Here is a 23,589-nt window from a genome sequence, read left to right as displayed (position 1 = left end):
GGCACCTTCCCACGATTCGGCGCGGCCGTGGGCGAGCATGCATCACACGTTCTTGCGGCGAACCGTGAAGCTCGGTGGCTCCCCGGCCGCCCGTCGGGCGAGTTCGTCCTCCCACATGGCGAAGGTGCGCCGCCGCAACGATTTGATCAGTGCGCGCTCCTGGTCGGTGAACCCCCGGCTCTCCACGTCCTTCCGCGCGAACATCGCGTCGATGGTGTCGTACAGCGCGAAGATCGGGCCCTCGCCCGCCAGCGTGTATGCCCGGAGTTCCTCCGTCTCGTTGACGAAGTCATCCGCCGTCAGCTTGCTGATGTCGCTGGTGGAGGTCGCGAAGAGCACCTTCTTGATCGGCCTGCTGTCGACGTCGAACTCGCCGGTGTCCAGGTTCAGCAGATAGCCCTGCAGGCCACCGGAAGGAGTGGAGTCGAGCTTGAAGGTGCGACCGAAGTACTCGTAGTAGCCCGGCGTCTCGACCGGCATCACTGGTTCCCCTCGCTCGTGCCCGCCGGGCGTTTGGCCGTCTCGAACGCGTCGCCGAAGGCCTGGCGCTCCCGGTCGAGAATGGCGCCGATGACCGCCCGCTCCTGAGCAGTCAGCTCGCGGTTGCCTTCGTCGTCCACGATCGGCCTGCTGGTGTCCTCGTTCGCGACCGCCTGGAAGTCGCGCCGGACTTCGTAGAGCGCGTGTTCGTAGGCCGAGACGGCGTCCATCGGCGCGACGTGGATGCGCAGCTCGCCGATGTGGTAGCGCGGGTTCTGGCCCTCGCCGAGATCGAGTCGCACGTTCATCTGCAGGTCCCGGTAACCGCTGCCCTGCGGGTTCAGGAACCGGTCCTTGAACTTGACGATCTTGATCGGCGAGTCCGGCGCCTCGGTGGCGGCGAGAACCTTTTCCAGGCCCTGGTAGGCCGATGCCATGTCGGGATACCGGATGTACGAGCCGACGATGTCGGTGAGCTTGTTGGCCGCCCCCTGGTACTCGGCGACCTTGTCCGCCGCCCGCACATCGCTCTTGACCTTCTTGCGGGAAACGGGTTCGCCGGTGGGCTCCTGGCCGGCCACCTGGTTGACCAGGTCGGTCAGGATCTGCTGCTTCGGTTGCCAGTTCGCCAGCAAGGACGCGAGATAGCGGTCTCGCGCCGGTTTGTCGTCCAGCATTTCCGGGGTGAAACCAGGCTGCAGCTTCTGGGGCTTGGCGAATTCGTCCGCCGCTGCCTGGGCTCGCTCGGACAGCCTTGCCTGGTCCTCGGTCAGTACCGCCGGTTGTGGCGCGGGATCGGCTTCGTACCCGTCCGCGAGTGCACCGGGATCGTCGGTGTTGCTCACCTCCGCGACGCAGTCGTCCAGCACCTGCACCGCTTCCGGGTACTGCAGGAGGTTGCACAGGGTCTGCGGCCTCGCGAGCAGCGAGTTCTCCAGGTAGTCGACGCCGCGGAGCAGCCGCGCCACTTCCGGTCCGGTCGCCGAGTCGAGCAGCATCGCGCGGATGGCGTCGCCGACCGGGAGCTGCTGACCGTTGATCTTGACGGTCGCGTCCTTGTCCCGCTCGGTGATCCTGTTGCCGTCTTCGATCGTCTGCTGCACGCGCGGGTCGTTCAGGTACTGCTGGATTTCCTCGCGCGTGGGCAGCGGGCGCTCGTTCTCCGGCGTCGAGTCCGAAGTGGACTCGCGGTTCGAGTCCGGTGCCGGGTCGTTTTCCGGCGTGGGCGCCGAATCCTGGCGAGGCGGTTCCGACATGCCGTAACCGCGGTCCGTCGCCGGGGTCAGGTCCGGCACGGTGTGCGAAACCGACGGCACCGGCCGCCCGTCCGGCCCGATCCGCGACGGCCGCACCTCGTACCCCGAGCGCGGCGGCAGTCCCGAACCGGCGGGCGGGTTGTTCTGCTGGAACGCGATCCGCGGGTCCACCGGCGCGTCCGGCTTCTGGAAGGCGATCCGCGGATCCACCGGGGCGTCCGGCTTCGTCACCGGCACCGGCTGCGTGGTGTCCGCCGCGGCGGTGTCCGTGTCGGTGTTGCTGTTGTCGCTGTCGGTCTTGGCCTGCTGCTTCTCGTTGTGCAGCTCGACCGCCTTCGCCGGGTCGAACGGCATCGTCTTCAGGTCGACCGGCGGGTGCGGCAGGCTCATCAGCGAGTTGCTCTGCGGATCGATGAACGCCACGCCCTCCTTGGTGTTCACCACCTCCGCCACGTGCCCGTAGGTGTTCCCGTCGTCGCCGACGTACTGCACCGCGATCACCGCGCGCGAGCCGATCGGCTGGTCGCGCATGTGCCGGATGACGTCGTCGTAGTCGCTGTGCCCGCGCCAGTCGCCGCCGCCGAGGTTCTCCCGCACGTAGTCGAGCGTGCCCATGGACGCCATGTCCTCGGGCAGCAGCCGACCGGCCTCCGCGTCGATGCCGCCGAGGCGCAGCGCGTGCGCCACCATGCCGCGCGTGCAGTTCGTCTGGTACCCGTTGGCGAACGCGTCCGGCGAGTGGAAGTTCGGGTTGACCCCGGCCATCTCCGGATGCCGCTCGGCGATGTACTTCGCCTGCTGGTTGGGGTTCGCGGTGTCGGCGTGGATGGCCGGTTCGCTCGGTGGGTTGGTCGCCTGCGCCAGCGGCGACCAGTCGTGGTCGCCGAGCTGGCTGGCGTCCATCGACGGGCCGTCCGGACCCTGGTCGGCGCCCGCGTAACCACCGTCTTCGTTGCCGCTGAGCGCGTCGGCGATGTCCCGCTGCGGCGACGGCTCCGGCGTGCTGCCCTCCGGCGGCGGGGTGAGCGTGGTGAGGCTGTCGAACGGCGACGGGGTCGACTGCGCCCTCGCCGCGTTCTCCCGCTCGTTCGCCGCGCACTGCTCGCGCCGGTCCGCCATCTGCTGCTCGGCGGTGTCCTTGTCGACCCAGCGCGGATCGCGCGGATCGCCATCGACGATCTCCTCGGCCCGGATGTACAGCTTCTCCCGGCCGGTGACCGGGTCCACGATCATCCGGTTCTCGTGGACAAAAAGCTGCGTGGCCGGCTTGCCGATCGACTCGCCCTCGCCGCGGTTCTGCGACAGGCTCTCCACGTCGCGGAAGGTCTTCGAGTCGATGTGCATCTCGACGTCGGGACCGAACTTGGTGCCCTGGTCCGGCGAGAGCTTCTTGCTCGCGCTCACCGGCGTCGTCTCGACCACGGTCTTCCCGACCGGGTACTGGTCGCGGAACTGCTGGATCTTCACCGGGTCGCCGCCGAAGTCGGCCCCCCGGATCAGCTCGCCCGGCGTCGGCTCGATCTTGTTCAGCGCGCTGACCAGTGCCCTGACCTGCTGCTGCGACCGGTCGAAGTCCGGGTGGCCGGCGCCTTCGCGGTGCGCGGCGTTCGCGGTCGAGTAGAAGTCGTGACCGGTGTAGCCGCGGATCGCGGTGGCATCCTCATCGGACAGTCGTGCGTACCGCGGGTCCGCGTCACGGGCCTTGACCGCGTCGGCGGTGACGGCTTCGTGCCTGCCCTCGCCCTGGAACGCGTCGGCGATGGCCCGGTGGTCGTCCGGCGTGGCCTCGAACCCGGGGTCGAACAGGTACTCCTCGTCCGGCAGCCGGTGGTCCGGCTCGACCAGGTCACCGAGCGGGTCGGGCGTTGCCGTTTCCGGGGTCTCCGGAGTGTCAGCCGTCTCGGGGGCGTCCTGGCTCCGGTCGTGGTCCACCGTGTCGGCGGCGTGGTCCGGCGCCGGGCCGTCACCCTGGTGGTACGGCAGCGTCGCCACGCTCGACGGCGGGTTCGGCAGGTCCGCGAGGCGATTGCTCTGCGGGTCGACCAGCGCCAGGCCGTGCTCGGTGTTGACCGCGGTGACCAGGTGGCTGACCACGCGCTTCGGCGAGTTCGGGTCGGCCGGGTCGCTGGGCGCCTCGTACTCGTAGGCCAGCACCGAGCGGGAGCCGACCGGACGGTCCGCCAGGTCGCTCAGCGCGGAGTCGAAGTCGTTGTGCGCCTGCCATTCGCCGCCCAGCTTCTGCTGGACGTGGTCCAGGTTGCCCTGGTGGCTGACCTGGTCCGGCGGCACCGGTCCGGCCGTGCTGTCCTCGCCGCGCATGCGCTCTTCGAACGCGACCACGGACTCGCTCGAGTTGGTCCGGTAGCCCTGGTCGAGCGCGTCCCAGCCGTGGAAGTTGAGCGAGTTCACGTGCTGCGCCTCGGGCAGCGTGTCCCGCAGGAAGCGGACCTGCTGCTCCGGCGAGTTCGTGGTGCCGGCGTGGATCGCGGGCACGCTCGGCGGGTTGGCGGGCTGCGCGAGGCTGCCCCAGCCGTCGTCGGGCTTGCCGCGGTTCTCCGGCGGTTCGGGCGCTGCCTGGGGCTCGGGCGTCGACGGGGTCGTGTCCGGCTCGAACGTGCCACCGCCGAGTGCTTCCGCGATGGCGTTCTTCTTCGACGGGGCCTCGGCCAGTTCGCGCGCCTGGTCGGCGCTGAGCTGGCGGCGCTCGTCCATCTTGTCGCGCACGGTGTCGGCGTCGAGGTAGCGCGGATCGTCCGGGCCGATCTCCTCGGCCTCGATGATCCAGGTGTTGCCGACCTTCTCGTTCCTGGTGACGAGGAGCTGGGTGCCGGGCTTGAACAGCACCTCGCCCTCGCGCTTCATGCCGAGCTGGTCGATGTCGCGCCCGGTCTTCGACAGGATGCGCAGCTCCACCTGGCCGCCGAACTTGCTCTTCGGCATCGAGTCGGTGACCTTGCTGGAGCTGTTGAACTGCGTCTCGACCGCGATCTCGCCGACCTTGTACTGACCGGCAAGCAACTCGGCGGCCCGGCCGAGCAGGCCCACCTTGCGGGAGACCAGCCCTTCGTGCGGCGGCAGCTCGTTGAGCCCGGACGCGATCGCGTTGGCCTGGCGGACCGAGTTCGGGAAGTTCTCGTCCTGGTTGCGGAGGGACTGGTTGAGCTGCTCGAAGATGTCCGGCCGGGTGTAGGTGTGCACGGCGTAGGCGCCGTCGTCGGACATGTCCTTGAAGCGCGGGTTCTCCGCCCGGCGCTCGTAGGCCTCCCGGCGCGACGTCTCGTGCGGCAGCTCCGCGTTGTTGTCGTGACCGTCCGAGCGCATCGCGTCCATCTGCGCGTCGGCCACCGCCTGGACGTCCTCGGGACGGTTGGACCGGAAGCCCGGATCCGTCGCGTAGTCCTCACGGATGCGACCGTCGTCGGCGTCGCGCTGATCGTCGGACCGCTGCTCGTCCTGCTTGGCCGCGTCCTGATCGGAAGCGTCCTGGTCGCCCTTGTCCTGCTCAGCCTTGTCTTGGTCGGTCCTGTCCTGCTCGACCCGGTCCTGGCCGGTCTTGTCCTGATCAGACGTGTCCTGATCGGACTTGGACTGCCCAGCCTGATCCTGCTCCGGCGCGCGCTGATCGGTCTTCGCCTGCTCGGCCTGGCCCCGGTCCTGCTCCGGCGTGCGCTGACCGGGCTCGGTCCTGCCTTGCTCGGGCGCGCGCTGATCCGGCTCGGCCTTGGGCTGGTCGGCCTTGGGCTGCTCCGGTGCTTTCTGCTCCGGCGTGCGCTGGTCCGGCCTCGGCTGCTCGGGCCCACGCTGCTGGTCGGGCGTCGGCTGTTCCGGGGCGCGCGGCGTCGGCGACTGCTGCGGGATGTCCGGCCGGGTGGCCGGCGGACCCTGCTGCTGCGACGGCACCTGGTTCGGCTCGAGCGAAGGCTTCTGCCACGCGTTGAACGGCTGGGGCGGCCCCTGCCGTCCGGGCGGTGGTCCCTGCGGCGGGAGTTGCCCACCCGGTCGCGGCCCCTGCGGCGGCATCGGCGGACGCCCACCGGGCCCAGGCTGCTGCGGCCCGCGCGGGGGCGGCCCCTGCTGGAATCCCGCCTGCGGCGGACGTGGCGGCGGCGGTCCCTGCGGCGGGAACGGCGGGCGCCCCTGCGGCCCCCGAGGCGGCCCCTGCCGCCCCGGCGGCTGGTCGAGATTGCCCCGCGTCGGCTGATACGGCTGCTGCTGCGGCGGTCCCTGCCGCGGCGGTCCTTGCTGGGGACCACCAGGGCCCTGCTGCTGAGGACCACCGGGCCCCTGCTGGAGACCACCCGGCCCATGCCGAAGGCCACCCGGCCCTTGCTGCGGCCCAGCGGGTCCCTGCTGAAGTCCGCCGGGACCCTGAGGCCGCGGTCCGCCGGGGCCTTGTTGCTGGGGGCCACCGTGCGGGCCACGCGGGCCCGGTTGCTGGGGCGCGCCACCAGGGCGAGGCCCCGGAGGCGGTCCCTGCGGGGGACGCGGTCCCTGACCGTTCGGGCGGCCGCCCGGTTGCTGCTGGCCGCCACCCTGCTGCATCGGCGGCGGAGGCGGCGCGAAGCCACCGCCACCCGCCTGCTGCTGCGGCGCCATCGGCGGCGGCGCACCCTGCGGCGGCCCGTCCGCCCGAGGCGTGCCCGGCGGCGGGAAGCCACCACCGGTGAAGCCCGCGGCGGCCACCGAATCCTGAGTGCGCGGCGGCCCACCCTGCTGAGGCCCGAACCCGCCACCCTGCTGCGGGTTGTAGCCACCACCGGGGTTGCCGCCACCCTGCTGCGGCGGCGCCATGCCGTAGCCACCGCCGCTGCTGCCACCGCTCTGCTGCGGAGACATCCCATAGCCGCCACCCGAAGGCGAGCCACTCGAAGACCCGCCGGACGAAGACCCGCCCGAGCTGCCGCCCATCGAGCCACCGCTCGCCGGGGAGCCGCCCATCGAGCCGCCGCCCGCTGGGGCGCCACCTGCCGGTGCACCACCTGCGGGGGCGCCGCCTGCGGCTTGCTGTTGTGGTGCTCCGCCGGACTGCGGCTGGCCACCACCGTCACTGGCGGCAGCCGGGGAGTGCTGGGGCTGCGGCGCCGACGCGGGCGCCGGGGAGGAGGACTGCTGGCCCGCGCCGGTGTCGGAACGCTCCATGGTCGCCGCGGACGCCTGACCCACGTGATCCGAGGAGCGCCCACCCGAGGAGGAATCCCCCGCACTCGAGCTGCCCCCGGAGGACGAGGACCCACCCGCAGAGGAAGAGCCACCAGAAGACGAGCCGCCTGAAGAGGAATCGCCGGAGCTGGAACCGCTCGAAGAGGAGCTGGGGCTGCCGGAATCACCGGAACCGGGGCTGCTCGACGAAGAGCCACCCGAGGAGGAATCGGCGTAGGACGAACCTCCGGAAGATGAGCCACCCGAAGAGGACGAGCCACCCGAGGACGAGCCGCCTGCAGAGGAATCGCTGGATGAGGATCCGCCCGAGGACGAGCCGCCGGACGAAGAGCCGCTCGACGAAGAGCCTCCCGAGGAGGAATCGCCCGAAGAGGAGCCACCCGAGGACGAGCCGCCCGAAGAGGAGCCCCCGGATGAGCCGCCCGAGGACGAATCGCTGGAGGAGTAGCCCTCGGAGGATGAGCCGGAGGAGGAAGAGCCACCCGAGGAAGACCCGCCGGAGGAGGAGCCGCCCGAAGAGCTGTCCGAGGAGGAGCCGTTGGACGAGCCAGAAGAGCCGTCGGAGGACGAGCCGTTGGAGGAACCCGAAGAATCCGAAGAGCCCGATGACCCGGAAGACCCCGAGGATCCCGAAGAGCCGGACGAACCCGAAGAGCCCGAAGAGCCAGAAGAACCGCTGTCCGGAGTATCGATGTCCGGCGTGTTCACATCCGGCGCGTTCGCCGCTCGGATTCCGTCGATGTTGCCCTTGGCCCCACCCGTCGCGCCTTCGGTCGCCCCGCCCGAGGCGCCCATCAGCACATCCGAGGCGCTCAGGTTCCCCAGTTCCCCGGTGACCGCCGCCTCGCCGATGGTGGTGGCGGCACCTTCCACCGCACCCCGCGTCGCGCCGCGGATGGCGCCGTCGGCGATCTGGCCGCCGACGCTGTCCGAAACCCCGCGCGTGGCCCCCTTCGGGATCGCCTCGCTTGCCGCGCCGACCACGCCTTCGACCGCACCGCCGATCGCGGCGTCCTTGGTCTTGTCCCAGTCCCAGGACTTCCGGTCCCCGGAGGCCATCTGCAGCCCCTGGATCCCGGCGTCCAGCGCCACCCCGGTGGCCACGTTGATCAGGACCTCTTTGAGGACCCGCTTCAGCACTTCCTGGGCGATCTTCTTGAACCCCTGCTGCATCAGCTTCTGCAGCAGCTGCCGGAAGATCATCTGCACGGTCATCCGGGTGGCGATCTGCGCGGGCACGATGCCCGCGGTCGACCCGCCGAAGGTGACCGCCGCCGCCGCGATCATGCTCGCGATCGAGATCGCCAGCATGATCAGCGAAGCGATGATCATGTACTTCGTGTACTCGACGTCCAGCGCGGTCGCGTCACACGAATCACCGAGTGCCTGGCAGGCCTCGGCCAGCGACTTGAAGTACGCCTCGTCGCCTTCGACGAACTTCTTCCACGCCTCGGCGAACTGGTCGGCGCTCTGCCCGGTCCACGCGCCGAGCACTTCCTCGGCGCCGTTGGTGCCGATCTCGGCGGCGGGATTGATCGCCTTCGCCGCGGCGTGCCAGGCGTCCCGGAGGTTCCGCAGCTTGTCCTCGTCGCCCTCGGGCCAACTTTCCCCGACGACGATGGGCAGCAGCCACTTGACCTCGTCGGGCATCTCCATCCCCACGGGTCAGACGCCTCCGCCCTCTTTCAGCACACCCCGGACCGTTTCGTCGGCGCCTTCCATGCTCTGCACGGCGGTTTCGACGTTGGTCTTGAGCGCGCGGATCCCTTCGACGATCGAAGTGAACGCCTTCACCGCGCCTTCGGCACCCGGCACGTAGTCCTTGGCGAACTCCTGGCCCGACTCGTCGTCGCCCCAGCAGGCGCCCTCGGCGGACAGCGCGTCGGCGAGCGCCTTGCCCGCGTCCTCGAGCTGGTCCGCGGCGATGTTCAGCTTCCCGGCGGCCGAGGTGGCCGCGTCCGGGTCGAGGGTGAAGCCCTGGCCCCCGGCTCCGCCCGCGGACATCAGCGGTTCCCCCTGGTGAGCCAGCTGTCCGGCGGCTCTTCCTCATCCTCGACCGGCGCGGGCCGCGCGCGGCGCGTGGTCGGCTTGGGCTGCGGCATCGACGAAGGCATCGAGGGCGGCGGAGGCGGAGGTGGCGGCGGAGCGGCCGCCGCCGGTGGTGGCGGCGCCTGCTGCTGGCGGTTCTGGAAGATCGAGCCCTCTTCTTCGAAGGACTCCGGCCGCGCCTGCGGTTCCGGCTCCGGCGGCGTGAAGTCCGGGATGGACGGAACCAGCCCGGCCAGCGAAGGCGCGTCCTCGAACAGCTCGGTCAGGTCCGGCATGCCCTCGGTCAGCGGCGACATCAGGTCCGCGACCTGCTGCTTGACCTGCAACCCGCCGGTGCGGACCACTTCCAGCACCGAGGCGGCGAGCGCGGCGGGCCCGCCGCTGCGCTCGAACGCGGTGGGCGCGAAGTCCAGTTTGCTCAGCACGCCGTTGGCGTCGATGGTGGCGCGGACCAGTCCGTCCTTGGAGGTGACCGTCGCGGAGGCCTCGGCGGCCGCGGCCTGCGCCTCGCGCAGTTGCTCGGTCTGCCGGTTGAACTGCTCCAGCAGGCCGTCGACCCGGTCCTTCATGGCGGCGTTGCGCGCCTCGAGCCGGGCTCGATCGTCCCCTGGCGTGGTCACAGTGCCCCCGAATCAAGCGAAAAAGATGTGCTGGCGCCACCCTAGTGGTTGCACTAAGCCAGTACGGGCGGGTTCCAGCCAACCGGGGCCGATCATTCGCTAGTGCGAACCGGGGCTCGGGTGACGGCCAGATGGCCCAGTGCGCCGACCCCGTAGAAGGCCGTCGCGATCAGGAGGAGGCCGGGCGCGCGGCCGTCCAGCGGAGCCAGTGCCGCGGTCGCCACGACCGCCGCGACCTGCGTGATGTTGAACAACGCGTCGTAGCAGGCGAACACCCGGCCGCGTACCTCGTCGCCGATGTCCTGCTGGATCGCCGCGTCTACGCACAGCTTCACCAGCTGCCCGGCCACCGCCAGGGTGAACGACGCCAGCAGCACGGTCGGCAGCACCAGCGGCAGCCCGAGCCCGGCGATGGACGCGGCCGCGAGCAGCAGGCCGGCGGTGATCACCCGGCGCGGCCCGAAGCGCGCCACCAGCCGCGGCGTGAGCAGGCCACCGAGCAGCAACCCGGCCCCGGCCAGCAGGGCGAGCTGGCCGAGCCCGGGCAGCCCGGCGCGCAGCAGGCCGTGATCGGTGAAGGAGAACCGCATCAGCAACACGGTGAGCAGCAACGAGATGCCGAACCCGACGCGGTGCGCGAACAGCGCGAGGAATCCGGCGCGGACCGTCGGAGTGCGCAGCACGGCGCGGGCGCCGTCGGCCAGTCCCCTGGCCACCGCGAGCACCGCCACCGCTGGTTCGTCCACAGTGGACGGACCCAGGTCACCGCGGGCGAACCGCGCGGCGATCACCGCGGCGACGATCGAGCCGATCACGGCGCACGCGGCGGTACACGCCGAGCCGACGTCGTCCTGACCGAGTACCGCGCGCAGGGCGATCGCGCAGCCGCCGCCGAGCACGGCCACGATCGAACCGAGCGTGGTGGCCAGCGCGTTCGCGCCGACCAGCGTCGCGGGCGGCACCACGTGCGGCAGCGACGCCGACAGCCCGCACCCGGCGAACCGGGAAATCCCCATCACCACCAGCGCGAGCGCGAACAGCGGCACGCCTTCGGTGCCGAGACCGACCGACAGCGCGGACATGAGGATCGCCACCGCGCGCAGCAGGTTCGCCACCACCAGCACCTGGCGCCGGTCCCACCGGTCGAGCAGCGCACCGGCGAACGGGCCGACGAACGAATACGGCAGCAACAACGCGGCGAACCCGCCGGCGATGGTCAGCGCGTCGGCCGCGCGTTCGGGGTTGAACAGCACCGCGCCGGCGAGTCCGGCCTGGTAGACGCCGTCACCCCACTGCGAGGCGAAGCGGGACAGGAGCAGCCGCCGGAATCCCGGCGGCGCGAGCAGCTCGCGGACGCCGCTGCGTTCGGTGCCCGCGGTCACCTGCCCAGGGTAAGGGCGGGGACCAAGTTGGTCGGCCGGCGCACTTTGGTCGCCTCTCGGCGGCTAGGCGCAGTGTGGCTCCAGCCGGACGGTATTCCACAAAGGCGGTTCTTCAGTGAGCCCGGGGGACACGGAAGTGCGCCGACCACTGGGCTCAACGGGCCGGGTGCCGTTCTTGTTCCCGCGTCGGCGCACCTTTACCCCCACGGGAGTGGGATCATGGGCAGCGTGCGAGCGGACGCCGAGGTGGAACCGGGATCTTTGCTGGTCGCTGCCCCCACCATGTTCGACCCCAATTTCCGGCGGACCGTGGTGTTCGTCATCGATCACCGCGAGGAGGGCACGCTCGGTGTGGTGCTGAACCGGCCGAGCGAAGTCCCGGTGGACGACGTGCTCCCGGTCTGGGGTCAGCACGTGGTCGAGCCGCAGTCGGTTTTTGTCGGCGGCCCGGTGGAGAAGAAGACGGCGTTGTGCCTGGCCGCGCTGCGCACCGGGCAGGACGCGGCGAGCGTGCCGGGGGTGATCGCGGTGCGCGGTCCGGTGGCGCTGGTCGATCTGGACGCCGATCCGGACGCGCTGGTGCCGAAGGTGCGCGGGCTGCGGGTGTTCGCCGGGTACGCGGGCTGGGATTCCGGGCAGCTGGCCGGTGAGATCGCCCGCGGTGACTGGCTGATCGTGCCCGCGCTGCCCAGTGACGTGCTGGCCACGCCGAACCGGGACCTGTGGGGCCAGGTGCTGCGGCGGCAGGGCGTGCCGACCGCGCTACTGGCTACGCACCCTGGGGATTTGCAGCGGAACTGAACGCGCCACAGCCGCCCGCACCGCAGGCACAACCGGAGCAACCGGACGGAGCGGGCTCCGGCTCCGGCACGGCCAGCGCCGCCCGGTTGCCGAGCACACCGCCCGCGGCCAGCAGGGCCAGCGTGCCGACGACGCCGACCACCGCGGCGATGATCACGCCACCGACGGTCGGCATGAACAACGCGGCGACGCCGGAGAGCACGCCGATCGCGCCACCGACCATGGTCGGCAGTCCGGCGACCTTGTTGCCGACGCGGAAGGCCTCGTCGCTGCGCCCGGTGGCGGCGGTGCGCACACCCGCGCCGCGCTCCCTGGGCAGCCGCTCGCGCCAGCCGAGGACTCCGCCCCAGCCGACCAGGACACCGAAGACGATGGGGATCAGCGCGACTACCAGCACGCTTCGAGCATAAGCGTGATGGCCCGGCAACCTGCTGGACACCCTGATCCGCTGTGCTGCACGCCATGCTCAAGCGCCTGATCGGCACCGCGCTGACCGCGGTCGTCTCGCTCGCCCTGCTCACCCCGGCCGCACATGCGGACCAGCGCGTTCGCCTGCTCGGCGAGCAGATCGTGCCGCACGGGCTGGTCTTCGGCGGGACCACCGTCGGCGGCCTCTCCGGCATCGACCGCGACCCGCGCACCGGCGAGTACGTGCTGGTCAGCGACGACCGGACGAACGCCCGCTTCTACACCGCCAAGATCGATCTCGCCGGTTCGGTCCAGTTCACCGGCGTGCACAACTTCCTGCGCCAGGACGGCACGATCTACCCGCCGCAGGGCGTCGACCCCGAGGAACTGCGGGTCGACCCGTGGCTGGGCACGTACTACTGGTCGCAGGAGGGCGACCGCACGCCGACCGTGCTGCTCGACCCGTCGGTCCGCGAAGCCCGGCGTGACGGTTCTCACCTGCGCGAGCTGCCGTTGCCCGAGGACGTGAAGATGCGGCCGGAGTCGGGACCGCGGCAGAACTACGGTCCGGAGGGCATGACCTTCGCCGCGCACGGCGCGCTGGTGGTGACCGCGTTCGAGGGCCCGCTGCTGCAGGACGGCCCCGAAGCGACCACCGAACGCGGTGCCGTTTCGCGGATCCTGGTGCAGGGCCGCTACGGCCCGGTGTTCGCCCAGTACCGGTACCAGCAGGAGCCGATCTTCGCCGAGGCGAACCCGCCGGGTGCCTTCGCCAACAACGGCGTCACCTCGATCCTGCACCGCGAGGGCAACCGCTTCCTGGTGATGGAGCGCTCGTTCGTCACCGGCGTCGGCAACAAGGTGCGGATCTTCGAGATCGACCTGGCCAAGCCGGGGAAGAAGAAGCTGGTGACCGACCTGTCCACGCTCGGGCTGTCCACTGTGGACAACGTGGAGGGGATGGCATGGGGGCCGCGGCTGCCCTCCGGTGAGCGCAGCCTGGTGCTGGTCAGCGACAACAACTTCGCCGCCACCCAGGTCACCCAGGTGATCGCACTGGCCGTGCGGTGACACTGAGCTGACGGGCTGGCGCAAACGCGCTGGCCATGGCGGCTATCATGGGAGCCATGAACACGGCTCGGCTGCTTCTTGGCCTGCCGCGCTGAACCGACGGACGGTTGAGCGCGGCGACCCCTCACGCCTTCTGGCGGAGGGGTCGAGTTGTTTCTGGAGTGCGACACGGAGGACACGGGCCATGACCGAGGCGACCCCGGACACACCCCAGCACCGCTACACCGCGGCGCTGGCCGGGAAGATCGAGCAGCGCTGGCAGGACTACTGGGCCGACCACGGCACCTACCACGCGCCGAACCCGGTCGGAGCGCTGGCGAACCCCGATGCCGACGTGCCGTCGGACAAGCTGTTCGTGCAGGACATGTTCCCCTACCCGTCCGGGGCCGGTCTGCACGTCGGGCACCCGCTGGGCTTCATCGCCACCGACGTGTTCGCGCGCTACCACCGGATGATCGGCCGGAACGTGCTGCACACGATGGGCTTCGACGCCTTCGGGCTGCCCGCCGAGCAGTACGCCGTGCAGACCGGTGCGCACCCTCGCAAGACCACCGAGGAGAACATCGAGACCTACCTGCGCCAGATCCGCAGGCTGGGGCTGGGGCACGACGAGCGGCGCCGGGTGTCCACCATCGACCCCGAGTACTACCGCTGGACCCAGTGGATCTTCCTGCAGATCTTCAACTCCTTCTACGACGAGAAGCTGGGCAAGGCCCGCCCGATCGTCGAGCTGGAGACGGAGTACGCGCAGGACAAGCGCCGTACGCCCGACGGCCGCAACTGGTGCGAGCTGACCCGCGCCGAGCAGCGCGACATCATCGACTCGCACCGGCTGGCCTACATCTCCGAGGCGCCGGTGAACTGGTGCCCCGGCCTGGGCACGGTGCTGTCGAACGAAGAGGTCACCCCGGACGGCCGCAGCGAGCGCGGCAACTTCCCGGTGTTCCGCCGCAACCTGCGCCAGTGGATGATGCGCATCACCGCCTACGCCGACCGCCTGGTCGACGACCTGGACCGGCTGGACTGGCCGGACAAGGTCAAGGCGATGCAGCGCAACTGGATCGGCCGGTCGAACGGCGCCAGGGTGGCCTTCGCCGCCGGTGAGTCGAAGATCGAGGTGTTCACCACCCGCCCGGACACCCTGTTCGGCGCGACCTACCTGGTGCTGGCGCCCGAGCACCCGCTGGTCGACGAGCTGACCACGGCCGCGTGGCCCGAGGGCGTCGACAAGGCGTGGACCGCCGACGCGGCGACCCCGGCCGAAGCGGTGGCCGCCTACCGGCTGGCCGCCTCCCGCAAGTCCGAACTGGACCGGCAGGAGAACAAGGACAAAACCGGCGTCTTCACCGGTTCGCACGCGGTGAACCCGGTCAACGGCGAGCAGATCCCGATCTTCGTCGCCGACTACGTGCTGATGGGCTACGGCACCGGCGCGATCATGGCGGTGCCCGGCCAGGACCAGCGCGACTGGGACTTCGCGGAGAAGTTCGGCCTGGGCATCATCCGGACCGTGCAGCCGTCCGACGGCTTCGACGGCAAGGCGTTCACCGGTGAGGGCCCGGCGATCAATTCGGGCTTCTTGGACGGCCTGGGCATCGACGAGGCGAAGAAGACGATCATCTCGTGGCTGGAGGAGCACGGCCACGGCCACGGCACCGTGCAGTACAAGCTGCGCGACTGGCTGTTCTCGCGCCAGCGCTACTGGGGCGAGCCGTTCCCGGTGGTCTACGACGAGGACGGCCGCGCGCACGCGCTGCCGGACAGCCTGCTGCCGGTGGAACTGCCCGAGGTCGACGACTACTCGCCGAAGACCTTCGACCCGGACGACCCGAACACCGAGCCGTCGCCGCCGCTGTCGCGCGCCGACGACTGGGTCACCGTCGAGCTGGACCTGGGCGACGGCCTGAAGACCTACCGCCGCGATACCAACACCATGCCCAACTGGGCGGGTTCGTGCTGGTACCAGCTGCGCTACATCGACCCGGCGAACGCCGACGCCTTCGTCGACCCGGAGAACGAGCGGTACTGGACCGGTCCGCGCCCGGCCGAGCACGGCGTGGACGACCCCGGCGGCGTCGACCTGTACATCGGCGGTGTCGAGCACGCCGTGCTGCACCTGCTGTACTCGCGCTTCTGGCAGAAGGTGTTGTTCGACCTGGGCCACGTGTCCTCGGACGAGCCGTACCGGAAGCTGTTCAACCAGGGCTACATCCAGGCCTTCGCCTACACCGACTCGCGCGGCTTCTACGTGCCCGCCGAGGAGGTCGAGGAGCGCGACGGCAAGTACTTCCACTTCGACCAGGAGGTCAAGCAGGAGTACGGGAAGATGGGCAAGAGCCTGAAGAACGTGGTCACGCCCGACCAGATGTCGGCGGACTACGGGGCCGACACCTTCCGGTTCTACGAGATGTCGATGGGCCCGCTGGAGCTGTCGCGGCCGTGGGCGACCAAGGACGTGGTCGGCTCGCAGCGCTTCCTGCAGCGGCTGTGGCGGCTGGTGGTGGACGAGACCACCGGCGAGCCGCGAGTGTCCGATGTGGACGCCAGCGAGGCGGACCGGCGGCAGCTGCACAAAACCATCGCCGGGGTCCGCGAGGACTACGCGCAGATGCGGTTCAACACCGCCGGCGCCAAGCTGATCGAGCTGAACAACCACCTGACCAAGGTGTACGGCGCGGCCGAGAGCACACCGCGCGAGCTGGCCGAGGCGCTGGTGCTGATGCTGGCGCCGCTGTGCCCGCACGTGGCCGAGGAGCTGTGGCAGCGCCTGGGCCACACGGATTCGCTGGCACACGGCCCGTTCCCCGGCGTCGACGAGAAGTACCTGGTCGACGACACGGTGGAATATCCGGTGCAGGTCAACGGAAAGGTCCGCACGCGCATCACGGTGGCCGCCGACGCGGGCAAGGACGTCGTGCAGGAAGCCGCGCTGGCCGACGAAAAGGTCGTCGCCCTGCTGGCCGGCAACGAGCCCCGCAAGGTGATCGTCGTGCCCGGCCGCCTGGTCAACGTGGTGGTCTAGTGTCCTGAGTCGTTAGTTCGTGTGCAGTAGCGTGCGATGGAGTCGAGGATCTGGTCGGCGGTTTTGGTCCAGACGTAGGGTCGTGGGTCGTCGTTCCAGGTTTCGATCCAGGCGCGGATGTCGCGGTTGAGTGCGCGGACGCTGGTGTGGCTCGCGCGTTGGAGTTTCTTGGTCGTGAGTTCGGAGAACCAGCGTTCGACGAGGTTGAGCCAGGAACTCGACGTCGGGGTGAAGTGCACGACGAAGCGCGGATGACTGGCCAGCCAGCGTTTGATCACCGGGGTCTTGTGGGTCGAGACGTTGTCCATCACCAAGTGCACCGCCAGTTCGGCGGGCACTTCTTTGTCGATGGCGGTCAGGAATTTCTTGAACTCGATCGCGCGGTGGCGTGCGTGCAGCCGGCCGATGACCTTGCCGGTGGTGATGTCCAGTGCCGCATACAGGCTGGAGGTGCCGTGCCGGGTGTAGTCGTGCGTGGCGCGCTGCGGCGTGCCGGGCAGCATCGGCAGAACCGGAGCGGTGCGGTTGAGCGCCTGGATCTGGGACTTCTCGTCCACGCACAGCACCACCGCCCGCTCCGGCGGAGCGAGATAGAGCCCGGCGACGTCTTTGACCTTGTCCACGAACAACGGGTCCTTGGACAACTTCCATGATTCACGGCGATGCGGCTGCAGGCCGAACGCGTTCCAGATCCGCGTCACCGCGGTCTGGGTCAACCCCGACTCCGCGGCCATCGACCGGGTCGACCAGTGCGTGGCATTCGCGGGCGCCGACTCCAGTGTCGCGGTGATCACTGCCTCGACCTGCTCATCGGTGATCGTGCGCGGACGCCCAGGACGCGCCTCGTCCAGCAACCCATCCAGCCGGTCGGTCACGAACCGCGACCGCCACTTCGCCACCGTCGCCCGCGTAATCCCCAACTCCGCGGCGATCTCGCTGTTCGAGCCACCTTCGGCGCACCGCAACACAATCCGGGCCCGCAAGGCCAGCGCCTGCGCCGTCTTCCGGCGCCGCGTCCAGCACCGCAACATGCCCGCCTCGTCCTCGGACAACACCAACTCGGGCAGCTTCGGGTTCGGCATGCCACCGAACCCTACGCCTGCACACGAATTAACAACTCAGGACACTAGCGAGTGTTTGACAGCGGTCTGCGTGGCGGTGCGGGTAGCGGAACCTCAGGCGTCTTCTCGCTCCGGGATCTTCACCTCATGAATAACCGATTCACCACGGTGAAGCTGTCCTCGCGAGAAGACGCCTGAGAACCCGCGCCGGTGCGGGCTGACGGCCCACAGCAAGCGGCTCCGCCGCCTGGGAAACACGACTAGCGCCAGGGCGGAAAAGCGCCAGCTTCGGCGAGCCGCTGACGGTTCGATGGGTGTCGAACGAGAAAACACCCATCGAATCGGAGGAAGAACCCATGTCGCTCGACGGCAAGGTGGCACTGGTGACCGGCGGCAGCCGCGGGATCGGCGCGGCGACCGCGCTGCGGCTCGCGGCCGACGGCGCCGACGTCGCGCTGACCTATCGCGACAACGCCGACGCGGCGGCCGAGGTGGCCGAGCGGATCAAGGCGGCCGGTCGCCGCGCACTGGTGATCCGCGCGGACAGCGCCGACGCCGCCGACTGCGTCCGCGCGGTCGAGGAGACCGTCGCCGAGTTCGGCAGGCTCGACGTGCTGGTCAACAACGCGGGTATCGGCGTGGTCGCGCCCATCGCCGAAATCGCGCTGGAGGACATCGACCGGGTGCTCGCGGTGAACGTGCGCGCCCCGTTCCTCGCGGCGAAGGCGGCCGCGGCGCACCTCGGCCAGGGCGGGCGCCTGATCACCATCGGCAGCTGCGTCGCCGAGCGCGTGCCCGGTCCCGGCATGTCGCTGTACGCGCTGAGCAAAACCGCGATGGTCGGGCTGACCAAGGCGCTGGCCCGTGAGCTGGGCTCGAACGGCGTGACGGTCAACCTGGTGCAGCCGGGCCCGACCGACACCGCGATGAACCCGGCGGACGGCCCGTACGCCGGCGACCAGGCCGCGATGACCGCGGTCGGGCGCTACGGCACCCCGGACGAGGTGGCCGCGACGGTTTCGTTCCTGGCCGCGGACAGCAGCCGGTACGTCACCGGCACGGCGGTCTCGGTCGACGGCGGCCACGCCGCCTGATCACCGCGGCAGCACCCCGATCTCCCTGGCCAGGTCGGCGAGCATGGCGTCGAACAGCACGTCCGGCTTGGTCACCGGGATCGGGTAGTTGCCGAAAACCTCGAGCGTGACGTGGCCGTAGATCCGCGCCCAGAACTGGATCATCAGGTACGTGGTGCCCAGGTCCAGCTTCTCGGCGGGGAAGTCGAGGCCCGATTCGCTCAACACGGAAAGCAGTTCCCCGCGGTACGCGGTGAGATCGTCACGCAGCTCCGCGGGGACGGCTTCGTCGGCGGGCGTGTCCAGGTCGTGTGTGGCGAGCAGGTGCCCGGCGGTGGTCAGGAAGATCCGGCCGAACGGCTCGTCCGCCCGGCTCAGCGTGGCGGCGCTGCTCGGCGCCGAACCCACTTGGCCGGTCGGCGAGGCGAAAACCAGGGTGAACTCGCGCGTGTGCGTCAGCGCCCAGTGGCGGAAACCCCGGCACAGCGCGAAGAGCTGCACGGCACCGTCGTCTTCGGCGAGTTCGGCGACTTCACCGGCCAGTTCGTCACCCAGGTCGCCGACGATGTCCAGCCGCAGGTGCGCGAGCAGGTCGTCCCGCGAGCCGTAGTACCGGTACAGCGCGGGCGCGGTGATGCCCAGCTCCCTGGCGATGGCCCGGAGCGTGACCGCCTCGGGTCCGTCCGCCACCAGAAGGGCCCGCGCGGTCTGCCGGATCTCGTGATCCGTCGCGGAGCGTGCGCGCCCTCGCCGTGTGGGCCTGCTCATTCCTCACCCCGCTGGAGTTCGGTTCACTCGGTCGCGGGCAGTCTAGGAGGTGGGCGTGCCGTCGACCCTCGCTCACGCGCGGCGCAGGCGGATGGCCGCGCGGTTGAGCCGGTTGGCGAGCCAGGCCGACACCGCGGCGCCGGGCAGTCCGATCAGCGCGTGCACCACCCACGCGCCGGGCAGGGACGGCCCGCCCCAGGTACCGCTCTGGTCGGCGGTGGAATCCCAGAACACGCCGTAGGTGACCACCCGCACGATGAGGTAGGCGGCCAGGCCGAGCAGCAGCACCTGGACCACGGTGCACACCCCGGCGAGCAGGAGCTTGAACGGACTGCGGGCTTTCGCGGCGGCGGTCATGGGAACAACGCTAGGTACGCGGCTGACCTGCGGGTACCTGGTGAACCCCCGGACCGGGGTGGGGAAAACCCGGGGCGCCGCCGGCACCGATCACTCGGGGGGCTACGTGATCGGTGCCGGCGACCCGATGCCGTTCCGCCGGCCGAAGCCGCTGGTCGGGCAACGCCCCCGCGCGAACGCGGTGGCGTGTCTGTAGAGCTGAGCCCCACCGGGAAGTGACGTCCGGGTGGGGAAATCACTCCGAACGGGTGACGCTCGGCTAGCACTCGCCTGATTGTCGCATTCGGGAGCGGATAAGTTACAAAGTCCTTCACATTCGCATAGATCCGGAGGCGGTGTCTTGGGCTGAACGGGTCGCGCTGACCAGCCTGGCGTACCGCGTACCGGCCGCGAGCAGCACCAATCCCGCGCCGAGGAAGGCACCGACGCGCGCTATGCCGTCGAGCGAGGACAGGTCGAACAGCACCAGTTTCGCCAGCGCGGCGGCGACCAGCACCAGTCCGGTGATCCGGAACGCCTTCCGCCGGATGCCGCGCAGCAGCAGGACGAGCGCGGCGACCGTCCAGGAGACGGTGATCAGCGCGTGGCCGATCAGGAAGCCGAGTTGCCCGTCGACCAGCAGCCGCACCGGGTAGAGCACGGTGCCGGCCGCGCCGTAGAGCACCGCCATCCCGGCGAAGATGTTGACCAGCGGCGCCGCCGACTTGGCCGCTCCGGTGTGGAAAGCCGCCACGGCCACCAGCACCGCGGCGAGCGCGATGAGCGGTGAGACCACGGCCGCGGTGATCAGCCCGTCGGTCGCGGGACCGGTGCGCAACGGGAGCAGCAAGAGGACCGGCGTCGCGACAGTGGCCATCGCGGTCAGCAGCCCGGCCACGCCGAACGCGGCACCGGCCGCGACCATGCCCTTGCTCTTCAGCCGGATCGCGACGGCGGCCAGCGCGATCGCCTCGGCGAGCACCACTATCACCTGCGTCTCACCGGAGAGCGCGACCGCCGTTGTCTCGAAGGCGAGCAGCGACGCCAGGACTCCCGCGGTCATCGAAACGCCTGAAGGCAAACGCTTGCGGCCACCGATCCAGAGCCCGGCCAGCACCGCGGTGAGGCCACCGGTGAAGGCCGCCGCGAGCGGACGGTCCAGCAGGAAGGGCAGGAGCATCGTCGGGAGCGGCGCGACCGCGAGCAGTCCGATCGGCGTGACGTCGGCGCGGTGCAGTGCGGTCGTCGCGGTGGCCGTGGCGAGCACGAGCAGGGAGGTGAGCACCGCGAGCACGGCGACACCGATTTCGGGTCCGGTCTCGAACCACGCGCCGGCGGCGAACGAGACGGTCAGCGCACTGCCCGCGACCGGTGGCAGCCCGGCCGCCAGCACCACGCCGGGCCACTCACGGGTCAACTGGATCGGCGCCGCGGCGACGGCCAGGATCAGCAGGAAGGTCATCAGCGACACGGTGAGCCCGGAGGTGAGCACCGGCGCGCAGACCGCGCAACCGAGCAGCACGAACACCGCGAGCCCGTGCGCCTTCCAGTACCCGGCCAGCGCCAGCCCACCGACGGCGACGACCAGTCCGAGCAGCAGCCCGGCCCAGGACGGCACCAGTTCGAGGAAGGCCGTGGCCGCGACGATGTCGGCGTAGAGCACGGCGACGCCGGTCGCGGCGAGCGCGAACGCGCCGGTGCGCGCGGCCGGGTTGCGGTGCAGCCAGACACCGAGCCCGGCCAGCGTGCCGCCGAGCGCCGCGCCGAGCAGCACGCGCGGCACCGGGCCGACCCAGCCGCGCTGGATGGCGAGCACCAGCAGCAACACCACGCCGAGCAGGGTGACCGCGCCCCCGATCCAGGCGAGCACCTTGCTCCCGGCGCCGTCCTTGGCCAGCTTGTCGGCCAGCGTCACCTTCGGCGGCTGGGGCTGGGGTTGCCAGCGCGGCATCGGGAACGGCGGCATGGCGGGCGGTGGCATGACCGGTGGTGGCATCGGCGCTGGTCGCGGCGCCTGCTCCGGTGCCGGTACGGCTTGCTCCGGTGCCTCGGGCGTGGCGGCCGACGCAGGCGTGGCGGCCGACGCAGGCGCGTCAGGCGACGTAGACGACACAGACGACGCAGGCGCTTCGACTGGCGGCGGCGTGCTGTGCGCGGCCGATGGCAGTCCGCGCAATTCCTCGCCGAGTGAGGTGAGCCGGACGGCGATCTCGCCGAGCGCGTCGGCGATACGCGGCAGGGGGTCGGTGGCGCTTGGAGTGCCCATGCGTCCAGGGTCGGGCGTGGCGCCGCCACGGGGATCCGTAGCTCTACTCAAACCACCATGACGATTGGGTGAAGGGCCGTGCTGGCAGGCTTGGGGGCATGACCGCTGAAGTACTCGTCGCCGGGTCGATCAACGCCGACCTGGTGGTTTCCGCCGATCGACGGCCCGGCGCGGGCGAGACCGTGCTCGGTGGTGACACCGTGCTGCTGCCCGGGGGCAAGGGGGCCAACACCGCGGTCGCCGCGTCGCTGATCGGGGCCGACGTGGCGATGGTCGGCGCGGTCGGCGACGACGCGAACGGCAGGCTCCTGCTCAACTCCCTGCGCGAAGCCGGAGTGAGCGTGGACCTGGTGCGAACCGTGGACCGGCCGACCGGCGCCGCCTACATCGTGGTGACGCCGGACGGTGAGAACTCCATCCTGGTCTCCCCGGGCGCGAACAGCGCGCTGGAGCCCTCCGCGCTGGACGGCGCCTTCGACGGCGCGCGGGTGCTGGCCGTGTCGATGGAGATCCCGTTGCCGACGGTCGAGCACGCGGTGATCGCCGCGGCGGAGGCCGGGGTGCGGGTGCTGCTGAACCTGTCGCCGGTGGCGAAGGTCAGCCCGCGCACCCTCAAGGCGGTCGACGTGCTGCTGGTCAACGAGCACGAAGCCGCCTGGCTGCTGGGTACCGAAGGCACCCAAGCCGACCCGCGCGGGCTGTTGGAGCTGGGTCCGCACTCCGCCGTGCTCACCCGGGGCGCGGAAGGCGCGCTGGTGATCACCGCGGACGAGGTTGTCGAGGTGGCATCGCCGAAGGTCGAAGCGGTGGACACCACCGGTGCCGGGGACGCCTTCACCGGGGCACTCGCTGCCTCGCTAGCAGACGGTGCCAACTTGCCGGACGCTGCCCGACTGGCAGTGAAGGTCGCTGCCATCTCGGTGACCCGTCCCGGCGCGCAACCCTCCTACCCCCGCGCGGGCGAACTCGACTGACGGAATGCGGCCCACCAGTGCCGCGTTCCCTCAGACATGGGGTCGGAGAGCTTCGACGCGGCGTGGCGCCAGGGGTACGTGGCCCGGCTGGCGGCGGTGGTCGCGGCGCGACGGCCCGGCGAGCTGGAGCTGATGCCGCTCGACGACACGCTCGCGGCACTCGGCCACCAGGGCGAGGTCGATCTCGGGCAGCAGGACGTCCCGGTCGCCGACATCGTCGGCACGATCGCGCGCAAAGGTGACTTCGACCGCCAGTTCCGACCCCGCAACCGCGCCCTTCGCGACCGCTGGGACCGCCTCGCCGACATCACCACCACCGAACCGGTCCGGCTCGTGCGCCTCGGGCAGATGTACTTCGTCGAGGACGGGCACCACCGCGTCGCGCTCGCCAGGGCCCGCGGGGTGACCGACCTCAGCGCGCGCGTCCGCAAGATCTGCACCATTTCCTGCGCCACCCGCTGCCTGACCGTGGCGGATCTGCCGGTCAAGGCCGCCGAGCGCGTGTTCCTCGAGCGCGTCCCACTCCCCGACGACGTGCGCTGGGGCCTCTGGCTCGACCACCCGGCCGACTGGTTCCGGCTGGCCGACGCCGCCGAGTCCTGGGGTTTCCGCCACCGCCTGCACGATCGGGTGCGCCTCGCGGAGACCTGGTGGGAGCGCGAGGTCAGCCCGGTGGTCGCCGGGCTCGCGTTGCGCGGCATCGAGCCGTACGACGTCCGCGCCTACCTCCGGGCCTTGCGCGAGCGGGAAACCCTTGGCGCGCAATGCTTCGACGAAACCGTGGTGGCGAACATCCGGCGACGGCTGATCGGGGACTCCATCGGGGACTACACTGGTCCGCCGTGGCACGGTATGGTCTAGA

The 23,589-nt window shown here is 70.7% G+C and carries 16 protein-coding genes; 6 read left to right on the top strand and 10 right to left on the bottom strand.

Annotated elements, in window-relative coordinates; genetic code table 11:
* Nucleotides 1–42: 42 nt before the first annotated feature.
* The 5 genes from YIM_RS47955 to YIM_RS47935 form a co-directional block, all read right to left on the bottom strand.
* Nucleotides 43–480 carry a hypothetical protein gene (locus YIM_RS47955; protein WP_153036646.1) on the bottom strand — a complete coding sequence of 146 codons (438 nt, stop codon included), beginning with the start codon at nucleotides 478–480 and terminating at the stop codon, nucleotides 43–45.
* Nucleotides 480–8,546 (bottom strand): toxin glutamine deamidase domain-containing protein, encoded by an 8,067-nt coding sequence (locus YIM_RS47950; RefSeq protein WP_153036645.1) that lies wholly within the window; start codon nucleotides 8,544–8,546, stop codon nucleotides 480–482. The genes YIM_RS47955 and YIM_RS47950 overlap by 1 nt, the downstream gene beginning before the upstream one ends.
* A gap of 15 nt (nucleotides 8,547–8,561) precedes the next feature.
* Complete coding sequence (locus YIM_RS47945) at nucleotides 8,562–8,900, bottom strand: WXG100 family type VII secretion target (RefSeq protein ID WP_153036644.1); 339 nt, start codon at nucleotides 8,898–8,900, stop codon at nucleotides 8,562–8,564.
* Entirely contained in the window at nucleotides 8,900–9,565 is a 666-nt protein-coding gene (locus tag YIM_RS47940) for a YbaB/EbfC family nucleoid-associated protein (protein WP_228004467.1), read from the bottom strand. Before YIM_RS47940 ends, YIM_RS47945 begins: the two co-directional genes overlap by 1 nt.
* 92 nt (nucleotides 9,566–9,657) lie before the next feature.
* Entirely contained in the window at nucleotides 9,658–10,947 is a 1,290-nt protein-coding gene (locus YIM_RS47935) for an MFS transporter (RefSeq protein ID WP_153036643.1), read from the bottom strand.
* Nucleotides 10,948–11,166: 219 nt separating this feature from the next.
* Between YIM_RS47935 and YIM_RS47930 the strand changes: the two genes are divergently transcribed.
* Nucleotides 11,167–11,748 carry a YqgE/AlgH family protein gene (locus YIM_RS47930; RefSeq protein WP_153036642.1) on the top strand — a complete coding sequence of 194 codons (582 nt, stop codon included), beginning with the start codon at nucleotides 11,167–11,169 and terminating at the stop codon, nucleotides 11,746–11,748.
* Here the strand turns inward: YIM_RS47930 and YIM_RS47925 are convergent.
* The gene (locus YIM_RS47925) at nucleotides 11,717–12,145 is read right to left on the bottom strand and encodes an SdpI family protein (RefSeq protein ID WP_153036641.1); all 429 of its coding nucleotides are present in this window, start codon (nucleotides 12,143–12,145) and stop codon (nucleotides 11,717–11,719) included. The genes YIM_RS47930 and YIM_RS47925 overlap by 32 nt on opposite strands.
* 65 nt (nucleotides 12,146–12,210) lie before the next feature.
* Here YIM_RS47925 and YIM_RS47920 point away from each other — a divergent pair, with 65 nt between their 5' ends.
* Together YIM_RS47920 and leuS are read left to right on the top strand one after the other, a co-directional pair.
* On the top strand, nucleotides 12,211–13,227 hold the full coding sequence (locus YIM_RS47920) for an esterase-like activity of phytase family protein (RefSeq protein ID WP_153036640.1): 1,017 nt from the start codon (nucleotides 12,211–12,213) through the stop codon (nucleotides 13,225–13,227).
* Nucleotides 13,228–13,411: 184 nt separating this feature from the next.
* A complete protein-coding gene (gene leuS / locus YIM_RS47915; RefSeq protein WP_153036639.1) occupies nucleotides 13,412–16,249 on the top strand; it encodes a leucine--tRNA ligase in 2,838 nt (945 codons plus the stop codon).
* Here leuS and YIM_RS47910 read toward each other — a convergent pair.
* The gene (locus tag YIM_RS47910; protein ID WP_153036638.1) at nucleotides 16,246–17,331 is read right to left on the bottom strand and encodes an IS630 family transposase; all 1,086 of its coding nucleotides are present in this window, start codon (nucleotides 17,329–17,331) and stop codon (nucleotides 16,246–16,248) included. The genes leuS and YIM_RS47910 overlap by 4 nt on opposite strands.
* A gap of 335 nt (nucleotides 17,332–17,666) precedes the next feature.
* Between YIM_RS47910 and YIM_RS47905 the strand changes: the two genes are divergently transcribed.
* Entirely contained in the window at nucleotides 17,667–18,404 is a 738-nt protein-coding gene (locus tag YIM_RS47905) for a 3-oxoacyl-ACP reductase family protein (protein WP_153036637.1), read from the top strand.
* On the opposite strand, the gene YIM_RS47900 is transcribed toward YIM_RS47905, so the two are convergent.
* The 3 genes from YIM_RS47900 to YIM_RS47890 form a co-directional block, all read right to left on the bottom strand.
* Nucleotides 18,405–19,151 (bottom strand): TetR/AcrR family transcriptional regulator, encoded by a 747-nt coding sequence (locus YIM_RS47900; protein ID WP_153036636.1) that lies wholly within the window; start codon nucleotides 19,149–19,151, stop codon nucleotides 18,405–18,407.
* A 72-nt stretch (nucleotides 19,152–19,223) separates the two neighbouring features.
* Complete coding sequence (locus YIM_RS47895; RefSeq protein ID WP_153036635.1) at nucleotides 19,224–19,508, bottom strand: hypothetical protein; 285 nt, start codon at nucleotides 19,506–19,508, stop codon at nucleotides 19,224–19,226.
* 310 nt (nucleotides 19,509–19,818) lie between these two features.
* Nucleotides 19,819–21,753 carry a DUF2339 domain-containing protein gene (locus YIM_RS47890; RefSeq protein WP_194239988.1) on the bottom strand — a complete coding sequence of 645 codons (1,935 nt, stop codon included), beginning with the start codon at nucleotides 21,751–21,753 and terminating at the stop codon, nucleotides 19,819–19,821.
* A 98-nt stretch (nucleotides 21,754–21,851) separates the two neighbouring features.
* On the opposite strand from YIM_RS47890, the gene YIM_RS47880 reads away from it, so the two are divergent.
* Nucleotides 21,852–22,727 (top strand): ribokinase, encoded by an 876-nt coding sequence (locus YIM_RS47880; RefSeq protein WP_153036632.1) that lies wholly within the window; start codon nucleotides 21,852–21,854, stop codon nucleotides 22,725–22,727.
* A 36-nt stretch (nucleotides 22,728–22,763) separates the two neighbouring features.
* Entirely contained in the window at nucleotides 22,764–23,588 is an 825-nt protein-coding gene (locus YIM_RS47875) for a hypothetical protein (RefSeq protein ID WP_228004466.1), read from the top strand.
* Nucleotide 23,589 lies beyond the last annotated feature (1 nt).

It is taken from the genome of Amycolatopsis sp. YIM 10, assembly GCF_009429145.1.
Taxonomy (GTDB): Bacteria; Actinomycetota; Actinomycetes; order Mycobacteriales; family Pseudonocardiaceae; genus Amycolatopsis.
The sequence above is the reverse complement of the archived record's forward strand: the minus strand, read 5'-3'. Positions and strand labels throughout refer to the sequence as shown.

Bases quoted from the DNA above. Each gene is read 5' to 3' on its own strand.
- YIM_RS47890 (WP_194239988.1), bottom strand. From the start codon at position 21,753: ATGGGCACTCCAAGCGCCACCGACCCCCTGCCGCGTATCGCCGACGCG.
- YIM_RS47955 (WP_153036646.1), bottom strand. From the start codon at position 480: ATGCCGGTCGAGACGCCGGGCTACTACGAGTACTTCGGTCGCACCTTC.
- YIM_RS47900 (WP_153036636.1), bottom strand. From the start codon at position 19,151: ATGAGCAGGCCCACACGGCGAGGGCGCGCACGCTCCGCGACGGATCAC.
- YIM_RS47920 (WP_153036640.1), top strand. From the start codon at position 12,211: ATGCTCAAGCGCCTGATCGGCACCGCGCTGACCGCGGTCGTCTCGCTC.
- YIM_RS47875 (WP_228004466.1), top strand. From the start codon at position 22,764: ATGGGGTCGGAGAGCTTCGACGCGGCGTGGCGCCAGGGGTACGTGGCC.
- YIM_RS47910 (WP_153036638.1), bottom strand. From the start codon at position 17,331: ATGCCGAACCCGAAGCTGCCCGAGTTGGTGTTGTCCGAGGACGAGGCG.
- YIM_RS47950 (WP_153036645.1), bottom strand. From the start codon at position 8,546: ATGCCCGACGAGGTCAAGTGGCTGCTGCCCATCGTCGTCGGGGAAAGT.
- YIM_RS47945 (WP_153036644.1), bottom strand. From the start codon at position 8,900: ATGTCCGCGGGCGGAGCCGGGGGCCAGGGCTTCACCCTCGACCCGGAC.
- YIM_RS47905 (WP_153036637.1), top strand. From the start codon at position 17,667: ATGTCGCTCGACGGCAAGGTGGCACTGGTGACCGGCGGCAGCCGCGGG.
- YIM_RS47895 (WP_153036635.1), bottom strand. From the start codon at position 19,508: ATGACCGCCGCCGCGAAAGCCCGCAGTCCGTTCAAGCTCCTGCTCGCC.
- YIM_RS47880 (WP_153036632.1), top strand. From the start codon at position 21,852: ATGACCGCTGAAGTACTCGTCGCCGGGTCGATCAACGCCGACCTGGTG.
- leuS (WP_153036639.1), top strand. From the start codon at position 13,412: ATGACCGAGGCGACCCCGGACACACCCCAGCACCGCTACACCGCGGCG.
- YIM_RS47930 (WP_153036642.1), top strand. From the start codon at position 11,167: ATGGGCAGCGTGCGAGCGGACGCCGAGGTGGAACCGGGATCTTTGCTG.